Annotated in this window: 20 protein-coding genes; 11 read left to right on the top strand and 9 right to left on the bottom strand. The window is 65.3% G+C overall.

Going from position 1 to position 18,679, the window contains the following annotated elements; genetic code table 11:
- Positions 1-15 precede the first annotated feature (15 nt).
- Together AC4D14_RS09525 and AC4D14_RS09520 are read left to right on the top strand one after the other, a co-directional pair.
- Positions 16-393, top strand: coding sequence for a YciI family protein (locus tag AC4D14_RS09525; protein WP_490901773.1), 378 nt, complete (start codon positions 16-18; stop codon positions 391-393).
- A complete protein-coding gene (locus tag AC4D14_RS09520; RefSeq protein WP_490901771.1) occupies positions 375-1,679 on the top strand; it encodes an RNA polymerase sigma factor in 1,305 nt (434 codons plus the stop codon). The genes AC4D14_RS09525 and AC4D14_RS09520 overlap by 19 nt, the downstream gene beginning before the upstream one ends.
- 43 nt (positions 1,680-1,722) lie before the next feature.
- Here the strand turns inward: AC4D14_RS09520 and AC4D14_RS09515 are convergent, their stop codons facing one another.
- The 4 genes from AC4D14_RS09515 to AC4D14_RS09500 form a co-directional block, all read right to left on the bottom strand.
- The gene (locus AC4D14_RS09515; RefSeq protein ID WP_490901770.1) at positions 1,723-2,040 is read right to left on the bottom strand and encodes a DUF6457 domain-containing protein; all 318 of its coding nucleotides are present in this window, start codon (positions 2,038-2,040) and stop codon (positions 1,723-1,725) included.
- 135 nt (positions 2,041-2,175) lie between these two features.
- Positions 2,176-3,084 carry a carbohydrate ABC transporter permease gene (locus AC4D14_RS09510; RefSeq protein ID WP_490901769.1) on the bottom strand — a complete coding sequence of 303 codons (909 nt, stop codon included), beginning with the start codon at positions 3,082-3,084 and terminating at the stop codon, positions 2,176-2,178.
- Position 3,085: 1 nt separating this feature from the next.
- On the bottom strand, positions 3,086-4,009 hold the full coding sequence (locus AC4D14_RS09505) for a carbohydrate ABC transporter permease (protein WP_490901768.1): 924 nt from the start codon (positions 4,007-4,009) through the stop codon (positions 3,086-3,088).
- A 65-nt stretch (positions 4,010-4,074) separates the two neighbouring features.
- Positions 4,075-5,319, bottom strand: a complete 1,245-nt coding sequence (locus AC4D14_RS09500; RefSeq protein WP_490901766.1) for an extracellular solute-binding protein — start codon at positions 5,317-5,319, stop codon at positions 4,075-4,077.
- Between the two features lie 380 nt (positions 5,320-5,699).
- Here AC4D14_RS09500 and AC4D14_RS09495 point away from each other — a divergent pair, with 380 nt between their 5' ends.
- The 7 genes from AC4D14_RS09495 to AC4D14_RS09465 all read left to right on the top strand — a co-directional run bounded on the left by AC4D14_RS09495 (position 5,700) and on the right by AC4D14_RS09465 (position 11,806).
- On the top strand, positions 5,700-6,623 hold the full coding sequence (locus tag AC4D14_RS09495; RefSeq protein WP_490901764.1) for an SIS domain-containing protein: 924 nt from the start codon (positions 5,700-5,702) through the stop codon (positions 6,621-6,623).
- 1 nt (position 6,624) lies between these two features.
- Positions 6,625-7,587, top strand: a complete 963-nt coding sequence (locus tag AC4D14_RS09490) for an ROK family protein (protein ID WP_490901762.1) — start codon at positions 6,625-6,627, stop codon at positions 7,585-7,587.
- Positions 7,584-8,576 carry a 1-phosphofructokinase family hexose kinase gene (locus AC4D14_RS09485; protein WP_490901761.1) on the top strand — a complete coding sequence of 331 codons (993 nt, stop codon included), beginning with the start codon at positions 7,584-7,586 and terminating at the stop codon, positions 8,574-8,576. Before AC4D14_RS09490 ends, AC4D14_RS09485 begins: the two co-directional genes overlap by 4 nt.
- Complete coding sequence (locus AC4D14_RS09480) at positions 8,576-9,436, top strand: class II fructose-bisphosphate aldolase (protein WP_490901760.1); 861 nt, start codon at positions 8,576-8,578, stop codon at positions 9,434-9,436. Before AC4D14_RS09485 ends, AC4D14_RS09480 begins: the two co-directional genes overlap by 1 nt.
- 2 nt (positions 9,437-9,438) lie before the next feature.
- A complete protein-coding gene (locus AC4D14_RS09475) occupies positions 9,439-10,251 on the top strand; it encodes a DeoR/GlpR family DNA-binding transcription regulator (RefSeq protein WP_490902378.1) in 813 nt (270 codons plus the stop codon).
- Positions 10,252-10,300: 49 nt separating this feature from the next.
- Entirely contained in the window at positions 10,301-11,074 is a 774-nt protein-coding gene (gene nagB / locus AC4D14_RS09470) for a glucosamine-6-phosphate deaminase (protein ID WP_490901759.1), read from the top strand.
- Positions 11,075-11,248: 174 nt separating this feature from the next.
- The gene (locus AC4D14_RS09465) at positions 11,249-11,806 is read left to right on the top strand and encodes a dihydrofolate reductase family protein (RefSeq protein ID WP_490901758.1); all 558 of its coding nucleotides are present in this window, start codon (positions 11,249-11,251) and stop codon (positions 11,804-11,806) included.
- Positions 11,807-11,882: 76 nt separating this feature from the next.
- Here AC4D14_RS09465 and AC4D14_RS09460 read toward each other — a convergent pair whose 3' ends face one another.
- Positions 11,883-12,362 carry a MarR family winged helix-turn-helix transcriptional regulator gene (locus tag AC4D14_RS09460; protein WP_490901757.1) on the bottom strand — a complete coding sequence of 160 codons (480 nt, stop codon included), beginning with the start codon at positions 12,360-12,362 and terminating at the stop codon, positions 11,883-11,885.
- An 847-nt stretch (positions 12,363-13,209) separates the two neighbouring features.
- On the opposite strand from AC4D14_RS09460, the gene AC4D14_RS09455 reads away from it, so the two are divergent.
- Positions 13,210-13,572, top strand: coding sequence for a DUF4190 domain-containing protein (locus AC4D14_RS09455; RefSeq protein WP_490901755.1), 363 nt, complete (start codon positions 13,210-13,212; stop codon positions 13,570-13,572).
- 231 nt (positions 13,573-13,803) lie between these two features.
- On the opposite strand, the gene AC4D14_RS09450 is transcribed toward AC4D14_RS09455, so the two are convergent.
- The 4 genes from AC4D14_RS09450 to AC4D14_RS09435 all read right to left on the bottom strand — a co-directional run bounded on the left by AC4D14_RS09450 (position 13,804) and on the right by AC4D14_RS09435 (position 17,675).
- Complete coding sequence (locus AC4D14_RS09450) at positions 13,804-14,262, bottom strand: MarR family winged helix-turn-helix transcriptional regulator (RefSeq protein WP_490901754.1); 459 nt, start codon at positions 14,260-14,262, stop codon at positions 13,804-13,806.
- 276 nt (positions 14,263-14,538) lie between these two features.
- The gene (locus AC4D14_RS09445) at positions 14,539-15,609 is read right to left on the bottom strand and encodes an alkene reductase (RefSeq protein WP_490901753.1); all 1,071 of its coding nucleotides are present in this window, start codon (positions 15,607-15,609) and stop codon (positions 14,539-14,541) included.
- Positions 15,610-15,695: 86 nt separating this feature from the next.
- On the bottom strand, positions 15,696-16,436 hold the full coding sequence (locus AC4D14_RS09440) for an SDR family NAD(P)-dependent oxidoreductase (protein ID WP_490901752.1): 741 nt from the start codon (positions 16,434-16,436) through the stop codon (positions 15,696-15,698).
- A gap of 216 nt (positions 16,437-16,652) precedes the next feature.
- On the bottom strand, positions 16,653-17,675 hold the full coding sequence (locus AC4D14_RS09435; protein ID WP_490901750.1) for a CE1758 family FMN-dependent luciferase-like monooxygenase: 1,023 nt from the start codon (positions 17,673-17,675) through the stop codon (positions 16,653-16,655).
- 214 nt (positions 17,676-17,889) lie between these two features.
- Here AC4D14_RS09435 and AC4D14_RS09430 point away from each other — a divergent pair, with 214 nt between their 5' ends.
- On the top strand, positions 17,890-18,516 hold the full coding sequence (locus AC4D14_RS09430) for an FMN reductase (RefSeq protein WP_490901749.1): 627 nt from the start codon (positions 17,890-17,892) through the stop codon (positions 18,514-18,516).
- The last annotated feature ends 163 nt before the right edge of the window (positions 18,517-18,679 follow it).

Here is an 18,679-nt window from a genome sequence, read left to right as displayed (position 1 = left end):
AGGAAGGACAGAACGATGCGGTACTCACTGCTCCTGAATAACCTTGAAGCCGACGACGCCGGTGTCACCGAAGAGGAGATGGCGCCCTTCCGCGCCGCTTTCGATGCGTACGCGAAATCCCTCGACGGCGCGGGAGTACTCATCTCGGCGGACATCCTCCAACCCGCAGCGTCGACAACCACCGTGACCCTCCGCAACGGAAGCCTTGAGATCCAGGACGGACCGTTCGCTGACACGAAAGAAAAACTCGCCGGCACGTTCCTCATCGATGTTCCCGACCTCGACGCCGCTCTGGCGTGGGCCGAGAAGTGCCCCGGAGCCCAGTACGGAGTGATCGAAATCCGGCCGTCGGCAATCGTCTTCCGGGACGGTCAGTGGCGGAGCCCGGACTGAGCCAGCGAAACACTGGAGGTGACGCGGCACCGGCGCGGGTGGAGGCGGTGGCGCGTGCCTCCTACGGGCGGCTGCTCGCACTGCTCGCCGCCCCGACCGGCGACCTTGCCGCAGCCGAGGACGCACTCGCCGACGCGTTCCTCAAGGCGCTGACGCTCTGGCCCCGCAGCGGGATCCCCGACAACCCGGAGGCGTGGCTGCTCACCGTGGCGCGCAACCGCCAGAAGGACAGCTACCGTTCGGCAGCCCGGCGCACCTCGGTGCCCCTCGACAACGCGCCCGGTCCGGCCCTGGCGGATGCCGCAACCATCGAGGCCGGGTCTGCCGAGGGCACGTTCCCGGATCGTCGCCTCGCACTGCTCTTCGTCTGCGCCCACCCCGCAATTCACCCGGGAATCCGCACGCCGCTCATGCTGCAGACGGTGCTGGGGATCGACTCCGGGAGGATAGCCAGGGCCTTTGCCGTTCCGGAACCGGCGATGGCGCAGCGGCTCGTGCGGGCGAAGCGCCGCATCCGCGACGCCCGGATTCCCTTCAGCGTGCCCGACACCGAGGTGCTGCCGGCCAGGCTCCCCGCCGTCCTCGAAGCGGTCTATGGCGCGCATGCGATCGACTGGCGGGCCGTGTCGGGAACAACCTATCGTGACTCACTCGCAGCCGAGGCCCTCTACCTTGCCGCCACGCTTGCCGAGCTGCTGCCCGCCGAGCCGGAGGTGCACGGGCTCGCCGCCCTCATCTGCCTGTCACTGGCGCGGGCCCCGGCGCGCGGTGGAGCCGACGGTCCTTTCGTTCCCCTCGACCGTCAGGATCCCGCCGCCTGGGATGCCCGCCTGATTGCCCGGGGCGAGGGATACCTCCGCCGGGCCCACACCCTGGGGCGGATCGGGCGGTTCCAGCTCGAGGCGGCGATGCAGTCGGTTCACTGCGCCCGGGCTCGGACGGGACGAACCGACTGGGAGGCGCTTGTGAAACTCAACCGTGCGCTCGTCCAGCTCTTCCCAACGCTCGGTGCACGGGTATCCCTCGCCGCGGCGGTCGGTGAGGCGGAGGGGCCGGCCGCCGGGCTCGCTGTCCTCGGGGATCCGGACGGCACCCTCCACCGGTTCCAGCCGGCCTGGGCCACCCGGGCGCACCTTCTCGAACGCTCGGGGCGCACCACGGAAGCCGCAGCGGCGTACGCACACGCGCTCACCCTGACGACCGATCCAGCCGAGCGGCGGCACCTTGAGGACGCTCGCCGCAGGCTCGCCCGCGCGTCCGCGGAGGCTACGACCGCGGCGGAGTGATGTTGGCGGAGTGATGTTCCGTTGTGATTCGGCGGGGATGAACCTACTGGGCCGTGCCCGTCCACCCGTCTTCCTCGGAGCTGTCGTCGGCGCCTCCGGCGAGCACCCGCAACACCGTGTCCGCCGCTTTCTGCACTGCCTCATCGGCGCCCCGCCGGCCCTTTGTTGAGGCGGTCCCTGCTGCGTAACCGATCAGGAAGGCGCTCACTGCACCGGCGTTCGGGGCGACCGAATCCGAGGACTTCGATGCGACTTCAACGATCTTTTCCGAATCGACCTCAAGGTCAAGGATCTGCAGGGCCTGGGTGAGCGTCCGGCTCCAGTCGCTGAGTTCACGGGCTTCGGCTTCGGGCAGTGTCATGACTTCTCCTTCATCGGCTGGCTCCGGCGGAACGGCCCGAAACGCATCCAGGGTCCATTCCTTCTACCAAGGCATAACACCCCGCCCCGGCTCACACAACGAAAAGAACCGATCCGTTGCGGCGGCGGGAGGCGGTTACTTCACCGCTCCCGCCGTGAGTCCACCGATCAGGCGCTTTTCGATCAGCGCGAAGAGGATGATCACCGGGATGATCGCGACGATCGAGACGCCGAAGACGTACTGCCAGCTCGTAGCGTACTGGCCAATGAACTTCGTCAGTGCAACCGACAGCGGCTGGTTCTCGGCGGTGGACATGATCACGAGGGAGGCAGCGAACTCGTTCCACGACGAAACGAAGGTGAAGATGATCGCTGTGACGATTCCGGGCCAGACGAGCGGCAGGTTGACACGGAAAAGCACGGCGATCCGGCTCGCTCCGTCGAGCTGGGCTGCCTCATCGATCTCCCTGGGGATCCCCGCGAAGAAGCTGTGCATGATCCACAGCGCGAAGGAGAGGTTGAAGGCGGCGTTAATGAGGATCATGGCGAGCCAGGTGTCGTTGATGTCAAGCACCAGCATCTGACGAAACAATCCGGCCGTGAGGACGGCCGGCTGGAGCATCTGCGTCACGATCACCAGGAACAAGAAAGCGAGCTTGCCGGGGAACCGGAAGCGCGCCGTGTAGTAGGCGGCCGGGGTGGCAACGAGCAGCACGAGGAGCGTGGCGAACACAGCGATGATCAGTGTGGAGACGAGGTTGTACGGCAGCGGAGTCTCGGGCGTCGACCACATTGACGCATAGTTGCCCAGCTGCAGCCCCTCCTGCGGCAGGTACGCCGGCGGCACGGCGAGGATTTCCGGCCGGGTCTTCAGCGAACCGACCAGCATGATCAGGTACGGGGTCAGGAAGACGACGGCGATCACGATCCCGGCGGCGACGCGCATTGTCATGCGGCGCCTGCTAACACCGTCGGAGCCGTACCGTCTGGTCCGGCCCGCGGTCCGTGCCGTTCCATCGAGCTTCAGCGGGGCGGCGACTGTCACTTCAGTTCTCCTTCATTGGACGAACGACCTTGACGTACACCGCAACGATCAGGAGGACGACGGCAAAATTCACGACGCTCAGGGCGCTGGCGATGTCGAGGCGCCGATCGAACTGAAGCACCTTGAAGATGTAGGTCATGAGGGTGTCGGCGCTGTAGCCCGGGATCGAGCCGGTCATGATGCGCAGGATCGGCAGGTTGTTGAACACGTTGATCACGTTGATGAGCACCGCGACGGCGAGCGCACTGCGCAGCTGCGGAAGCACGACGCCGAAGTAGGTGCGCACCGGTCCCGCCCCGTCCATCTTCGCGGCTTCGAGGGTGTCGGCCGAGACGGCCTGCAGGCCGGCCAGCAGGGTGTAGGTGGTGAACGGGATGGAAACGAAGACGCCGACGACGATCGCCGCACCGAGGGCGCTGGTGACGTTCTTGGTGAACCCGTAGGCCGAATCGAGCACGCCGATGTCGACGAGGAACGCGTTCATGATCCCGTAGTCGCGGTCGAGGCCGTAGTAGAAAACGGTCGTGGTCATGACGACGCTCGCCGCCCAGGGAACCACAACAGCCATCCGCACCAGGGTGCGTCCCGGGAACGGCTTGTTGAGGAAGTTCGCCAGCGCGAGCGATATGAGGACGGTCAGCGACACAACGACGACCACCCAGACAAGGGTGTTGAGCAGGATCCGGGGGAGGTTCGGGTCGGCGAAGACATCGGCGAAGTTCGCGCCGCCCACTCCTTCGAGGTCGGTGCCGGCCTGGCTGATGCGCCGCGTGGAGTTGTAGATCATGTATCCGGCCGGAAACAGGACCACCCCGAAGATCAGGATCAGGACGGGACCGATCCAGGGCATCGCTGCCCACAGGCTGTCGCCGCTCTGGGGCCCGGGCTTCCGGAAACGGGCCGCCGGCGGTTGGAAGGTGCTCATGTAATGCCAGTCCCTTTCGGAAACCCTGAGGGAGCCGGCCTGGAGGGCCGGCCCCCGGTTAAGGATTAGGCTGCGGCGTCTGCCTTGGCCTGGATTTGTTCAAGCACCGTGGCAGGCTCCTTGTCTTCAAGCTGTCCCATGAGGGACTTGAAGGCGCCGTCGGTCGCGTTCCACGCCGGGTTGGACGTCGGGTAGAACTTGGCGTCGGGAAGCATCTCGAGGAACGGCTTGAGGGTTTCATTCGATGCCATCGCTTCGGCCCCGCTCTTGGTGGTGGGCAGGAAGCCCTCCGTCTCGACCCAGTTCACGTACTGGTCCTCCTGGAAGAAGAAGTCCATGAACTTGGTGATTGCCTCCTTCTTGGCGTCGTCGTTCTTGAAGGCCATCAGGCGGTCGGCGACGCCGAGGGTGGCCGGCTCGCCGTCCTTGGTTGGCACGTTGGCAACGCCGTAGTTGAGGTCGGGGTTTTCCTTCTCGATCTGGCCCACTGTCTGCGGCAGCCCGTACACCATGCCGATCTTGCCCTGGGTGAAGACGTTGAGCATCGGCGTCCGCTGGGTGGCACCGGGGTCGGGCTGCGTCACGCCGTCGGTGATCATCTTCTTCATGAACTCGGCCGCTTCGAGGTTCTCCGGGGTGTTCACTGTGATCTTCGATTCATCGCCGAATCCGCCGCCGTTGCCGGCGAACCAGATGAGGCTCTCACCCTGGGCTTCCTCGGAGCCAAGCGGCATGCCGTACCCGGGGGTTCCGGTTGCGGTGATCTTCTTGGCCGCGTCGTGGAGTTCGTCCCACGTTGTCGGAGGTTCGGCGACGCCGGCCTCTTCCATCAGGTCCTTGTTGTAGAAGAGGGCACGAGCCGAAGCGATAAGGGGAAGCCCGTACTGCGTGCCTTCGAATGACTCATTCTCGGCGAAGGACGTCTGGAAGTCGCCGATGACCTCCGGTGAGGCGATCTCTTCGGCCTGGTAGAGCAGGCCTTCGGAAGCGAAAGCGGAGAAGGCGCCTCCGTTGTAGATGTCCGGTGCTTCTCCGGCCTGGATCTTGGTTTGCAGCACCGATTCGAGGTTTTCCCACGATTCGATCTGCAGATTCACTGTGACACCCTCGTTGGCTGCCTCGAACTCCTTGACGACGCCTTCCCATAGGGCCTTGGTGCCGTCCGAATAGCTCGGCACGAGCATGTTGAGAGTCGTCTCTCCGCCCTCACCTTCGTTGGCGGTCCCACCTCCCCCGAACCCGCAGGAGGTCACCATCAGCGTTCCTGCGGCGGCAGCGGCCATCAGGCCTCTACGAAGTCTGCTCTTCATCTGTTCCTCTTTCAGGTGGTGCATCCTTCAGGCGGTGCGCCGCGGTCATCAGGCGTAGGAAGACCTGCCCGAGAAGGATGGTGTTTAGTGATACTTCGGAGCCATTCCCGATCACAACGAATCATGCAATGTCAAAATAATGACGTGATCCACGTCTCACGTCAAGGGATTGCTGGATGCCTCATTCTTCGAACCGTTGACGGGCCGAGAGGTTGCTGCTCCGCAGTCATTCGGCTAAGGAAGAACCGGACGCCCTCCGCAAGACCGGACCAGGATGATTGCTGCTGATCACTAGACAGGAACTTCGATCACACGCCATCATTGGTGTGGAGGGCGCCGCATCCGCCGCCTCCAGCGCCGCCAGCCAAGGAGTAGCACGCATGAACCCGAATCCGAGCCAGCCCGCCCCGGGCACCGGCGGGCGCCGCATGGAGGAAGAGCTCAATTCGCAGCCCGACCTCTGGGTGCGTGCGATTGGCCAGGCCCGGTCCGAACAGCTCGCGCCCGCCCCGGGCCAGCGCGTGGCAGTCGTTGGCTGCGGGACCTCGTGGTTCATGGCGCAGTCCTATGCGGCGGCCCGCGAGGCCGCCGGCCAGGGGGAAACCGACGCGTTCGCCGCTTCGGAAGCAGCGCCCGTTGAAAGCCGGGGGTACGCGGCGGTCATCGCCATTACCCGCTCCGGAACCACAAGCGAGGTCCTCACGCTGCTCGAGCGCCTCAAGGGGCGGGTCCGCACCATCGCCGTCCTTGGTGATACCGGCTCCCCCGCCGTCGAGCTCGCCGACGCGGTCGTTGCCCTGCCGTACGCCGATGAGACCTCGGTTGTCCAGACGCGCTTCGCCACCACGGCGCTTACCTACCTGCTGGCCACGGCCGGCATCGACCTCTCGACCGCAGCCGACGACGCACGGCGCGCCCTTTCGTCTCCGACCCAGCGGGCGCTGCTCGACGCCGAACAATTCAGTTTCCTCGGCACCGGCTGGACCGTTGGCCTTGCCCACGAGGCCGCATTGAAAATGCGCGAGGCGGTTCAGGGCTGGACCGAGTCCTACCCCGCAATGGAGTACCGCCACGGGCCCATCTCCATCGCCGCCCCCGGCCGCGTGACCTGGATGCTCGGGGATGGGCCCGACCGCCTTGACGCCGAGGTCGCCGCCACTGGCGCCCACTTCGTTGCATCGGACCTGCATCCGCTCGCGGAACTGGTCCGGGTCCACAAGGTGACCCTTGAGCGGGCCCGTGCCCGCGGGCTCGACCCCGATTCACCCCGCCACCTCTCCCGCTCTGTCATCCTCGGGCACTGAGGTGAAGGTGGATCATGGGCACGTCCCACCGACGCGGGACGAAGCGGCACCTCCAAGCGGCGTCCTCGCGTTCGACGTTGGCGGAACCGACATGAAGGTGGCCCTGATCGACGGGGCGGGCCGGTTCCACGAACTGCTGCGTGTTCCAACCCCCCACGACGCACGCCGGCCCGGTGACGTCATTGTGGACCGGGTGCAGTCCCTGACTCTTCAGTATCAGGACAAGTTTCCCGCATTCACCATCCGATCGATCGGATTCGTGGTACCGGGGCTCGTTGACGAGGACGCCGGACTGGGCCTGATGTCCGCGAACCTCGGCTGGCGCGACTATCCCTTTACCGAACGCATCCGCAGCGCCACAGGACTCCCCGTGGCGTTCGGCCACGACGTCAGCATTGCCGGGGAAGCGGAAATGCGGGCCGGAGCCGGACGCGGGTTCCGGGACGCCGCCGTCCTGGTCATCGGTACGGGCATCGCCGCAGCAGTCTTCTGCGGCGGGCAGCTCGTGCGCGCCGGCGGGTACGCCGGCGAGATCGGCCACGCCCAGGTGCCCGGAGGAACGGCTTGCCCCTGCGGAGCACACGGATGCCTCGAAACACTCGGTTCGGCCGGGGCAATCCAACGGCGCTACTCGGAGCTGTCCGGCATCCCGGTTTCGGGAGCACGGGACGTGCTCGAAGCGGCGGCCGAGGGGGACACAACCGCTCAGAAGGTGTGGGACGACGCCGTTGGTGCACTCTCCTTCACCGTGTGCCAGCTTGCCGCGATCCTCGGGAGCGAGGCGGTCATCCTCGGCGGAGGGCTCGCCCAGGCAGGCCCGGCACTCCTTGACCCACTCCGCCGGCGCGTCGAAGACAGCCTCTCTTTCCACCGCCGCCCGCAGATCCTCGCTTCGATCCTCGGCCAGGACGCGGGCCTGATCGGTGCAGGGCTCCGGGCCCGCGACCTCGTGGCACACCCATGAACACCCGCCGTGTGCCCGCCACCGTCGTCACTGTGACGCCCAACCCCGCCCTCGACGAAACCTACACCGTGCACGGGTTGGTGCCGGGAAACACCCACCGGGTTGATGCGCCGACGGTACGGGCGGGCGGCAAGGGCGTCAACGTGGCTCGGGTTCTCCACCAGCTGGGCCGTGCGGCCCTGGCCCTCGCACCGGTTGGCGGACCGGGCGGTGCGGTGTTCAGTGCCGACCTTCACTCGAGCGGAGTTCCGGCCGCGCTCGTCTCCGTTTCTGCTCCCACCCGGCGCACCCTCGCCTTCGTCGACGACACCGCCTCGCTCACGAGCATCTTCAACGAAACCGGGGCCCGCCTCGGTACGGACGAGCTGGCCGAATTTAACCGGATCATCGATGCCGCCCTTCAACAGGCGGGCTGCCTCGTGGGCTCGGGCAGCCTCCCCCCGGGCGTTCCGGCGGACTTCTACGCCGGTCTCGTCCGGAAGTCAGCGGCACTGGGCATTCCCTGCATCATCGACACCACTGGATCGGCACTGCTTGCCGCGGCGGCCGCCGGAGCCACAGCCCTGAAGCCCAACCAGCACGAACTCGTCGAGGCAACGGGGATTCCCGACATCCCCAGCGCGGCCCGGTCGCTGCTGGCGCGCGGAGCGCAGCGGGTCTTCGTCAGCTGCGGTGAGGCCGGACTCCTGGCCTTCGACGCCCGCGACCCGGACACCCACCTTGCCGCGGTGCTGCCTGAGCCGCTCCCCGGCAATCCCACGGGCGCCGGCGACGCGGCTGTTGCAGCACTCGCTGCCTCATTCACCGACGGGTCGGCCGAAGGCCCCGACGCCACGGCCCGCCTGCTCCGCCGGGCCACCGTCTGGTCGGCCGCCGCAGTGCTCGTGCCCATCGCCGGCGAAATTTCCCGTGATCATGAAGGCCTCGCCGGGACCGTGCTGGTCACCCGCCGCCAGGATGCCGCATTCAGCACAAGGAGGGGAAACTGATGGGCCTTGCCGCAACCCGCACCCTCGTCGAGGCCGCTGCCGCCGCAGGCAGCGGCATTGGCGGGTTCAACGTGCTGCACCTCGAGACCGCCGAAGCGATCGTCCAGGGTGCCGAGGCTGCCGGACTCCCCGTCATTCTCCAGATCTCCCAAAACTGCTCCGGTTACCACGGCGCGCTTGAACCCCTCGCGCTGGCCTGCATCGCCATCGCCAATTCGGCGAGTGTCCCGGTTGCGCTCCACCTCGACCACGCCGAAGATGAAGCCCTGGTGCACCGGGCGATCGCCCTTGGCTTCGGGTCGGTCATGTACGACGGCGCCCGCCTTCCCTACGAAGAGAACGTTGCCGCCACGGCCCGCATCGTCAAGGACGCCCGCAGCCACGGCACCTTCGTTGAAGCGGAACTCGGCGAGGTGGGAGGCAAGAACGGCGCCCACGCACCCGGTGTGCGCACCGACCCGCAGGAAGCCCGCGCCTTCGTTGAGGGAACCGGCGTCGACGCCCTCGCCGTCGCCGTCGGCTCCTCGCACGCAATGACCACCCGCAGCGCGGAGCTCGACCTCGGACTGATCAGGAGGCTCAAGGACGCCACCGGAGTGCCGCTGGTGCTCCACGGCTCCTCGGGAGTGCCCGACACAATGCTCGTTGAAGCGGTCCGGGCGGGCATGACTAAGATCAACGTCTCAACGCACCTCAACGGGTTCTTTACCCGGGCCGTCCGCGAAGCGCTCGAGGCCTCGCCCGACCTCGTCGATTCCCGCACGTACCTCGGTGCCGGCCGCCGGGCGCTCGCTCCGGAGGCAGCACGACTGCTTCATCTCCTGGCCGCGGGCCGGGACACTGCCGAAGGTGGGGCGTGATCCTGGAAAAGACCGAGCGGCTCAACGCGATCCTCGACCTGATCGCCGTTGCCGGACACGTGCAGGTCGAGGACATCGTCCGGGAGTTGAAAGTCTCCCCCGCTACGGCCCGGCGCGACCTCGACAGCCTCGCCACGCAGCGGCTCCTGACCAGGACCCGGGGCGGTGCAACGATGGAATCTGTAGCCTACGACCTGCCGACTCGGTACAACCGGGACGACCACACCGCCCAGAAACAGGCGATTGCCCGTGCGGCGAGCACCCTTGTCCCCAAGGGCGCGGTGATCGGCCTGTGCGGCGGGACAACAAGCACCGCCATTGCCCACGCACTCGGCATGCGACCCGACCTCCTTGAACCCTCAAGCAAACCGACACTCACGGTGGTGACGAACGCCATCAACATCGCCGCCCAGCTCGTCGTCCGGCCGAACATCCGAATCATGGTCACCGGCGGTGTCGTGAATCCGCGTTCCTACGAACTGGTCGGACCCTACACCGACGTCATCCTTCAGCGGGTTGCCCTGGACCTCGCCTTCGTCGGAGTGAACGGCCTCGACCCCGAGGTCGGCCCGACCGTGAGCGACGAGGGGGAAGCGGCAGTCAACTCGCTCATGGCACGCCGCGCCTCCGAGACCTACATCGTGGCTGACTCGTCGAAGATTGGAACGCGCAGTTTCGCAACGATGCCCGACTATGTCTTCAGCAACCTCATCACCGACTCCGGGATCACCGCCGACCAGAAGGCCGCTTTCGAAGCGCACGGCACGAAGGTGACAGTGGCGCCTCAGGCTCCTGGATCCCCCTCCGCCTCCTGACCACAACCCCCGCCCGCGCCCCAGGCACGAACGCAGCGATTGGCAGCCCATGCACCTTGTGATCCTCGAAAACTCCGCCCAGATCGGTGAGTATGCAAGCGACCTGATTCTTCGCCGGTTGACCGCGGGGAAGCTGCGGAACCTCGGCGTTGCCACCGGCTCGTCTCCCCTGTCCATCTACAAGGCCCTTGAGTCCCGGTGGGTTCCCGGGCTCGCGGCGCTCAACGTCTTCGCGCTCGACGAGTACGTGGGCCTTCCCCCGGAGCACCCCGAGAGCTACCACTCTGTCATCGACCGGGAGGTCACCCGCCGGCTGCGGCTCGACCCCGGCCGGGTCCATGTTCCGGACGGATACGCCTCCGACCTGGCTGCCGCATGCGAGGACTTCGAAGCGGAAATCACCGCCGCCGGGGGAATCGACCTGCAGATCCTGGGGATCGGCCGCAACGGGCACATCGGCTTCAACGAGCCGACGTCTTCCCTCGCCTCGCGCACCCGGGTGAAGACCCTGATGTCCGCGACACGGATGGATAATTCGCGTTTCTTCGACGACGAGCAGCAGGTGCCAAAGCACTGCCTCACGCAGGGGCTCGGCACAATCCTCGAGGCCCACGAAGTCCTGCTCGTCGCCCAGGGGCCCGCCAAGGCGGCTGCAATTGCCCGCGCCGTCGAGGGCCCCGTCTCGAGCATGTGCCCCGCCTCGGTGCTGCAGCACCACCCGCGCGCCACCCTTGTCATCGACCGGGACGCAGCGCGGGAGCTTGAGCTTCAGGACTATTACCGCTACGTCGACGAAAACCCGGTCGCCGGAGGAACCTGGTGAGCGGGCTGCTTGTGAACGGAGCAACGAAGGGCGACGTCAACTTCGTCGTTCCCGAGTCCGCATTGACGGTGGCCTCGGTAGCCGCACTCGGAAGGCGGAGCGCCGGCGCTGCCTTATAAGGTGCACAACGGCCGGGGCCTCATCTTGACGCCAAGAAAGAATTACCCTTCTGTCATGCCACGCGTCATCTATAACACCGCAACCTCACTCAACGGGTTCATCGCCGACGAGGCGAACTCCCTCGAATGGCTCTTCGCCGCCGAACCACCCGAACCGGCACATCATGAACGGTTCCTCGCCGGTATCGGTGTGCTCGTGCAGGGCTCGACAACCTATGAATGGGTCCTCCGGGAGGAAAAGCTGCTCGACAATCCCGGGAAGTGGCCTGCGTACTTCGGGCAGCGCCCCACGTTCGTCTTCACTACGCGGAAGCTGCCGGCGCCGGCGGGGGCGGACGTGCGCTTCCTCAGCGGGTCGGTTGAAGCGGCGTTTCCTGCCCTGGTGGAAGCCGCCGGGGAAAAGGACATCTGGGTTGTCGGCGGCGGTGACCTCGCCGGGCAGTTCCTCGACGCGGGACACCTCGACGAGATCCAGGTGTCTATTGCGCCGGCGGCCTTGACCGGCGGTGCTCCCCTGCTGCCGCGGAAGGTCCTTCCCGACACCCTGGTGCTGCGCAGCGCCCAGCAGCTGGGTCAATTCGCCTCGCTGACCTACGACGTTCGACGGCCGTAGGCTCTACCCGCGGCCGTGTGTCCCTTTGCAAAGTCGGGCCCGTCCTATGGGGCCGGTCTCGTCCGCCGGATCGCGTCTATGCGGGCGGGCGGTTGGCCTTGTGGAGATCGCGCATCGCGCCGGCGACCACGCCGGCCCGCTCAGCACCCAGGACGTCGACGTAGATCGAGCGCACCATGTCCGCAACGAGGCAGTGCAGCTCGGTTGCCAGCTCCTGGCCCTCCGGCGTCAACTCGAGGTAGGTGATTCGGCGGTCGTCAGCACACGGTGATCGCTTGACGAGCTGGCGGCGGGCCAGCCGGTCGGCCACTTTCGTGAAGCCTCCGGAGCTGAATGCTGCTTCGCGTGCCAGCACTGTCATCGGAACCCGATGCATGGGGCTGGCCCCGAGGCGCAGCATCGTTTCGGTTTCGGGCTCGTCGAGGCTGAATGCCGCGGCTACCGCCTTATGGAGCTTCTTGTTGGTGACCTCAAACCCGCGGATGACCAGCCCCCACTCGGACACCACCTCACCATCGGTGGGAACGGACGCTGGGAGCGTTTTGGGGGATGACATTTTTCGGGCCTTTCCGGCGAAGGGAACCGCCGATTGTTCTTCGTCGAGCAAGTATATTCCACGGAAGCAAAATATGCACGGTGCTGGCGCGCCGCCCCCTCACCTCCACTGCAGCACCGCGACCACCGCTCCGGGTGTTGGGCGGGGTTACGATGCTGCCAGCCGAGGGATGTCGGCTTCTTGTTCCCATCCCGGCTTCGTTTGTTCCCTTCCGGCTGATGCCCCTGCCGGCGGCCGTTCCTCAAAAGCTCGTCAGCCGACCATAGGCCCCAGAAAGATATTCCGCTGCAATCTTATTCTTCGCCCCTTATATCTGACGCTTGACCATTCGGCGGACCATCTCCGGCGATTATTCCATCGGTGACGTTCATCCCATCAATTGAGATAATTTTCATGGCCAAGGCACCTCGTGCCGACCAAAATGCAAACAACATCGATTCACGGGGGAATTGTATCTTCTTCGTTAACATAAAGCCTGTAAATGCGCGACTCTTCCACCCTTCGACGCGGCACGCAGCGGACAGCGACAAGTGAATTGCATTAATGGGGTCTCGGCCCGAAGGCGTGTGCTCCGCCGCCTTGAGCGGCCCGACCGGATGCCAGATCAAGGGCCTGAGATTCCGAGGCCAGACTGACCATTCACCAGGACACTGTGGCCGACGATCCTCCAAGGCGCAACCCTAGGTACATCGGATGACATTCGTACTCATTTCGGATGATTGTCTGCCGGGAGGCGCAATGCTGAACCAATGAAGGACTAGGCTGGAAATGTAAAGAGGCGCAGTTTGCGCTCCCGGTGGCGCCACTCCAAATACATAACATAGCCGTTCCCGGCCGTTAGGAACCCATGTCGAACTATTCGCTTCACAGCACTGAGAAAAACTCCCGATACAACAGCACGCCCGATGGAATGAATGCCACTGGAAGCAAGACCCTAGGTGTTGTCGGCCTCGTCTTCGCATTCCTCATCAGTCCGATCGGACTGGTCATCAGCATCATCGCACTGGTCAAGGCCCGAAAAAGCGGGAGCCGCAACGGATTCGCCCTTGCCGGGATCATTGTCGGGATTCTCGGCACAGTACTCCTGGCAATCGCTGCGTTTGCCGCGATGTCACTCATTCCCAACTTCGTTGAACTGGCCGAGCAGTGCCAGGGCCTGGCGCCGGGCACAACGGTTCAGGTCAGCGGCGCCGAAGTGCCCTGCCCCTAGGTCCTAAGTGGCATTTAGATTGCTGAGTCAGCCCCGCAAGGGGCAGCGGCAAGGATTGCTGTCTCCACGGTCCGGTCGAGCGAGCGCAGCTACGGCCTGGAGGGACGCCCGATGCAGCAAGGGCCCCAGCGGGCGGATTGGTATTCCGCCCGCTGGGGCCCTTCGGGTTTGTCCCGGCCCGGGGCTGGCCTTCGTCGAGGACGTTCGGCGCAGTGCCGGCCTCCCAGAGTGCTATTCGAGGTTGGGAATGATCTTGCACGCGAGGGCGACAAGTTGCGCCTTTTCCTCAGCCGTGAGGCTTTGGACGGTTTTGCGTTCGAGTTCTTCCCAAATTCCGAGGGTGCGGTCCTTGAGGGCCTGCCCGGCGTCCGTCAGAAAGACCAGGGTGACCCTGCCGTCCGCGTGGGATTTCTCCCGCCGCACCAGACCTGCGGACTCGAGTCGGCGCACCGATTTGGCGATCGTGGAATGGTCGAATCGTTGAGTCTGGCCCAGGGCTTTCTGTGATTGGCCATCCTCGTTCCAGAGCTGCATGAGGATCAGTTCCTGGCTTGGGAAAAGCCCAAGGTCGGCGAGCATTGACGCCGCCAACGCCCGGTGCGAACGGGCCAGGCTGAAGATGGCCCAGCTGGCGGGAAAGTCGCGGGCCGTGGAGGGCTGGGACTCCGCAGTTCCGTTCGGGGTCTTCACGATTGCTACCTTTGGTTCGTTTTCCTGAGGTATGGGATGGGAGGTAGGGCCCAATATGGCCCCCACGCCCAAGCGGGTCAACCCTAGCATTCCGTCGCTCCGCTGCCCCGGATTGCGCGGGCCGCGGCGGATGTAGCCGGGTTCGGGGGCGGGCGTGCTCCGGGTGCCGGGACCCATCCTCCCATTGCGCACCAATGGGTGGAGGGGCTGCTGCCCCTCCACCCATCAATGTCTCTCATGCCGGGCCTATCGCGCCCGTCATTGCTGCTGCGTGGACTACTTGCCGGCCGGCTCTAGGACGGGGTAGTCGGTGTAGCCGGCGGCGCCACCGCCGTAATAGGTCGCCGGGTCCCCTTCGTTGAACTCCGCGCCCGTCTTGAGGCGCTCAACGACATCGGGATTGGCCAGGGCCCAGGAGGCGATCGGGGCGATGTCTGCCAGTCCGGCCTCGACATCAACTGCTACGTCTTCGCGGGCCCGTCCGGCGCGCAGGACCAGCAGGGTGTTGGGCCAGGCTGCACGGATGTCACGCAGCAGGTCATCATCGCCAATGTGCAGCACGTGCACGTAGACCAGGTCGAGCTTGGCCAGTTCGCCAACAAGGTAGCGGTACAGATCCCCCGATTCGGAACCTTCGTCCAAGCCGCCGAGGGTCAGGCCCGGCGAGAGGCGGATGCCTGTGCGCTCGGCCCCGATTTCCTCAGCGACGCCCTTGGCGACCTCGAGGGCAAAGCGGGCACGGTTCTCGATGGAGCCGCCGTACTGGTCGGTACGCTCATTGGCGTTAGGAGCGAAAAACTGCTGCAGGAGGTACCCGTTGGCGCCGTGGATCTCGACGCCGTCGGCTCCGGCCCGGATGGCAGCCGCTGCCGCGTCCCGGAAGTCCTGCACCGTGGCGGCAATTTCACCAACGCTGAGCTGCCGGGGGACGGGGATGTCCTGCGGGCCGGTCATAGTGAACATCGGCACGCCCGGGGCGATCGCCGAGGGTGCCACAGGGGTGCGGTGATGGGGTGTGTTATCCGGGTGGGACATCCGCCCGGCGTGCATCAGCTGCACGAACATCGCGGCACCGGCCTCGTGGACCGCGGAGGTCACCTCGCGCCAGCCCTCGACGTGGGCGTCGGTGTAGATGCCCGGAGTGTTCAGGTAGCCCTGGCCGTCGGCCGAGGGCTGGACGCCTTCGGTGATGAGCAGGCCCAGTGATGCCCGCTGGGCATAGTACTCGGCCGTCAGCGGCCCGGGGGTGCCGTCCGCATTGGCCCGGCCGCGGGTCATTGGCGCCATGGCGAGACGGTGGTCAAGGGTGATGTTGCCGATGGTCGTTGGTTCAAAGAGGTTCGTCATTTTTTCTTCCGATCTGTGTGGTTTGGAGTCTTGATAGCGGCAGTGACGCCGGCGGGGGTGGTTGGTCCGGGCGGGGCACCTTGGGATCAGTACATGTACGCGCCGCCGTCGACGTTGAGGATCTGGCCGGTGATGAAGGCGGAGTCCTCGGAAGCAAGGAAGAACGTGGGGCCGACGAGATCTTCAGGAACCTCGTCGCGCTGGATGGCCCGGGCATCGCGCTGAGCCTGCAGGATCGTGGCGGGGAAGCTGTCGCGGACTGCCTTGGTGACTGTCAGGCCCGGGGTGATGACATTGACCGTGATGTTGTATCCGCCGACCTCACGGGCCAGTGAGCGGGAGAAGCCAACAACCCCGGCCTTCGCTGCCACGTAGTGCGCCTGGCCAGCGGTGCCGTCAAAGACGGATCCGGAACCGTAGTTGATGATTCGGCCAGCACCCAGATCCTTCATGAGGGGAAGGATCGCCTGGGCCATCAGGAAGGTGCCCGTCAGGTTGATTTCGATGATTTTGCGGAACTGGGTGGACAGCATGTCCTCGAACCTGCTGAACGGGAAGTAGCCCGCGGCGTTGATCAGCACATCGACGCGCCCGGCGGTGCTCCGGGCGAAGCCGGCAACGCGGGTGACGTCCTCATCGGAGGAGACATCGGCGGCGATGATGGAGAGCTTCGCGTCGGCAGCGTACCGCTGCCGCCATGCGGTGAGGGTCCCTTCGCTGGCATCTGTTGCAATGACTGAGTCGCCGTTGGCGAGGAACCTCTCGACGAGGACCGATCCTACGCCGCCTGCTGCGCCGGTGATGAGTACTACACGGTTGGTGTTCACTGGATTTCCTTCGATTATGCCGGCCTCCAATTTACGTTGCCGACCACATGTTCAACTGTCGTGATCCTGTAGTTATTCCCTGCTCCGGGGGCCGGGTTCCCGGACCCCGGGGTCGTCCTAAGTTTTTACGTTGCCGGCCACTTGTAGAGCGGGTGGAGAGCCCCGTTTATTCCGGGCTTGGCACGGGAGTTCTTCCCGTGGCCGCTACGGGCCGGGTCAGACGGGGGTGGAAGCGAGTTCTTTCCGGAGCTCGGGAACCACATATTCCCCGAGCAGGTCAATCTGCTCCAATGTGGTTGCCAGCGGCACTCCCCCGATCTCAAGGGCGAACAGGATGCGCTGGAAGTTGCCTGCATACTCTCGGAAGGACAACGTCTTTTCGATCACCTGCTGGGGGCTGCCGGCAATTGTTGGGGTCTGCGCCATGTAATCCGCCAGGGCCGAGCCTCCGGGAAACATTGGTGCATTGTCGAAGTAGGGCTGGAAGTCCCGGACGGCATCCTGTGAGTTCTTGCGGATGAAGGCGTGCGCCCCGAGTCCCACGATTGCCTGGTCCGCACGGCCGTGCCCGTAGTGCTCGAACCGTTCGCGGTACAGGCCGACCATCCGTGCTGTGTGCTGGGGCGGGCCGAAAATGTGGTTCGCGAAGTACCCGTCGCCATAGTAGGCGGCCTGTTCGGCGATCTCCGGGGTCCGAACCGATCCGTGCCATACAAAGGGGGCGGCGTCATTCAGTGGACGGGGCGTGGACGTGAAGTTCTGCAGCGGCGTGCGGTACTTCCCGTCCCAGGTGACCCGGTCCTCGTCCCACAGCTTTCGCAGGAGAGCGTAGTTTTCGATGGCCAGGTCGACACCCTTGCGGGAATCCTTGCCGAACCACCCGTACACGGGTCCGCTGTTCCCGCGGCCCAGCATCAGGTCCAGGCGGCCGTCGGCCAGGTGCTGGAGCATCGCGTAGTCCTCGGCGATTTTCACGGGGTCGTTCGTTGTGATCAGGGTTGTCGAGGTGGACAGGTGGAGGGTGCTCGTCCGGGCGGCGATGAAACTGAGAAGCGTTGTGGGCGATGAGGTCACATACGGCGGGATGTGGTGTTCCCCGGTGGCAAAGACGTCAAGGCCCGCCTGCTCCGCACGGAGCGCTATTTCAACAGTCCCCTTGATGCGTTCACCTTCCGTCGGGAGCCGGCCCGTTGCCGGATCCATGGTTCGATCACCGACGCTGAAAATGCCAATCTGCATGATTCCTCCTTCTGCGGGCCGTTCTGGACGCAGGGGGTCCGGACGGGCGGCGCTTTCGTTTGAAATTTAGGTTGCCCACCACGTAACTGCCTAAGCCACGGGACTATTCCCCCTCGGACGAGGCCTCCATCGGGAATGAATCGGGGTCGGTTCCGGTTGTAATCATGTGCCCGGCAACATAAAGCAGGTGACGAAAAACCGAGATGGAGTTCGAATGACTACGCAGCGAATCATGGTTGTATCCGCCGGACTGGGGGTTCCTTCCTCAAGCCGAATGCTTGCCGATCAGCTGGCCGACGCCGTCGTAGCGGAACTCGCCTCCCCTGGCTCGCCGGTCGAGATCGACGCGGTGGAACTGCGGGACCATGCCGTGGACATCGCCAGTAACTTCATCACCGGCTATCCAGCTCCGGCGTTGGCCTCGGTCATCGACCGGCTCGCCCGCGCCGACGCCCTCGTCGTTGTGAGTCCTGTCTTCTCCGGTTCCTACAGCGGCCTGCTGAAATCCTTCTTCGACGTCCTGGAGCCCACGGCACTTGAACAGATGCCGGTGCTGATGGGGGCCACGGGTGGAAGTGCCCGCCACGCACTGATGCTCGAACACGCAATGCGCCCCCTGTTCAGCTACCTCCGCGCGGTTGTCGTGCCCACAGCGGTCTACGCCGCACCGGAGGACTGGGGCGCCGGATCGGATTCAATCCAGTCCCTCGAGCACAGGATCCACCGCGCCGCCCGGGAGTTCGCCGGAGCGGTACGGACCTCCACCCGCACCCCGACCCCAACGGCCGGCCACAACTCAGTTCCGTTCCAGGAACTCCTCGACAGGGCCTCGGGCCACTAGCCCCACCCAAGGCAAGCAGCTCCGAAGCCCTCGGCCCCGGCATCCAACGGATCTCCCGCAGTCGACGTCATTCAGCAGCGACGCAATCCCCTATTCGACGGTCTTTCTCCCCAATCCAGGCAGGATCATCATGACCAGCACCACCCCGATGCCGCAACCGCAG

The sequence above is a fragment of the Arthrobacter sp. TJ-254 genome (assembly GCF_058269175.1).
The sequence above is the reverse complement of the archived record's forward strand: the minus strand, read 5'-3'. Positions and strand labels throughout refer to the sequence as shown.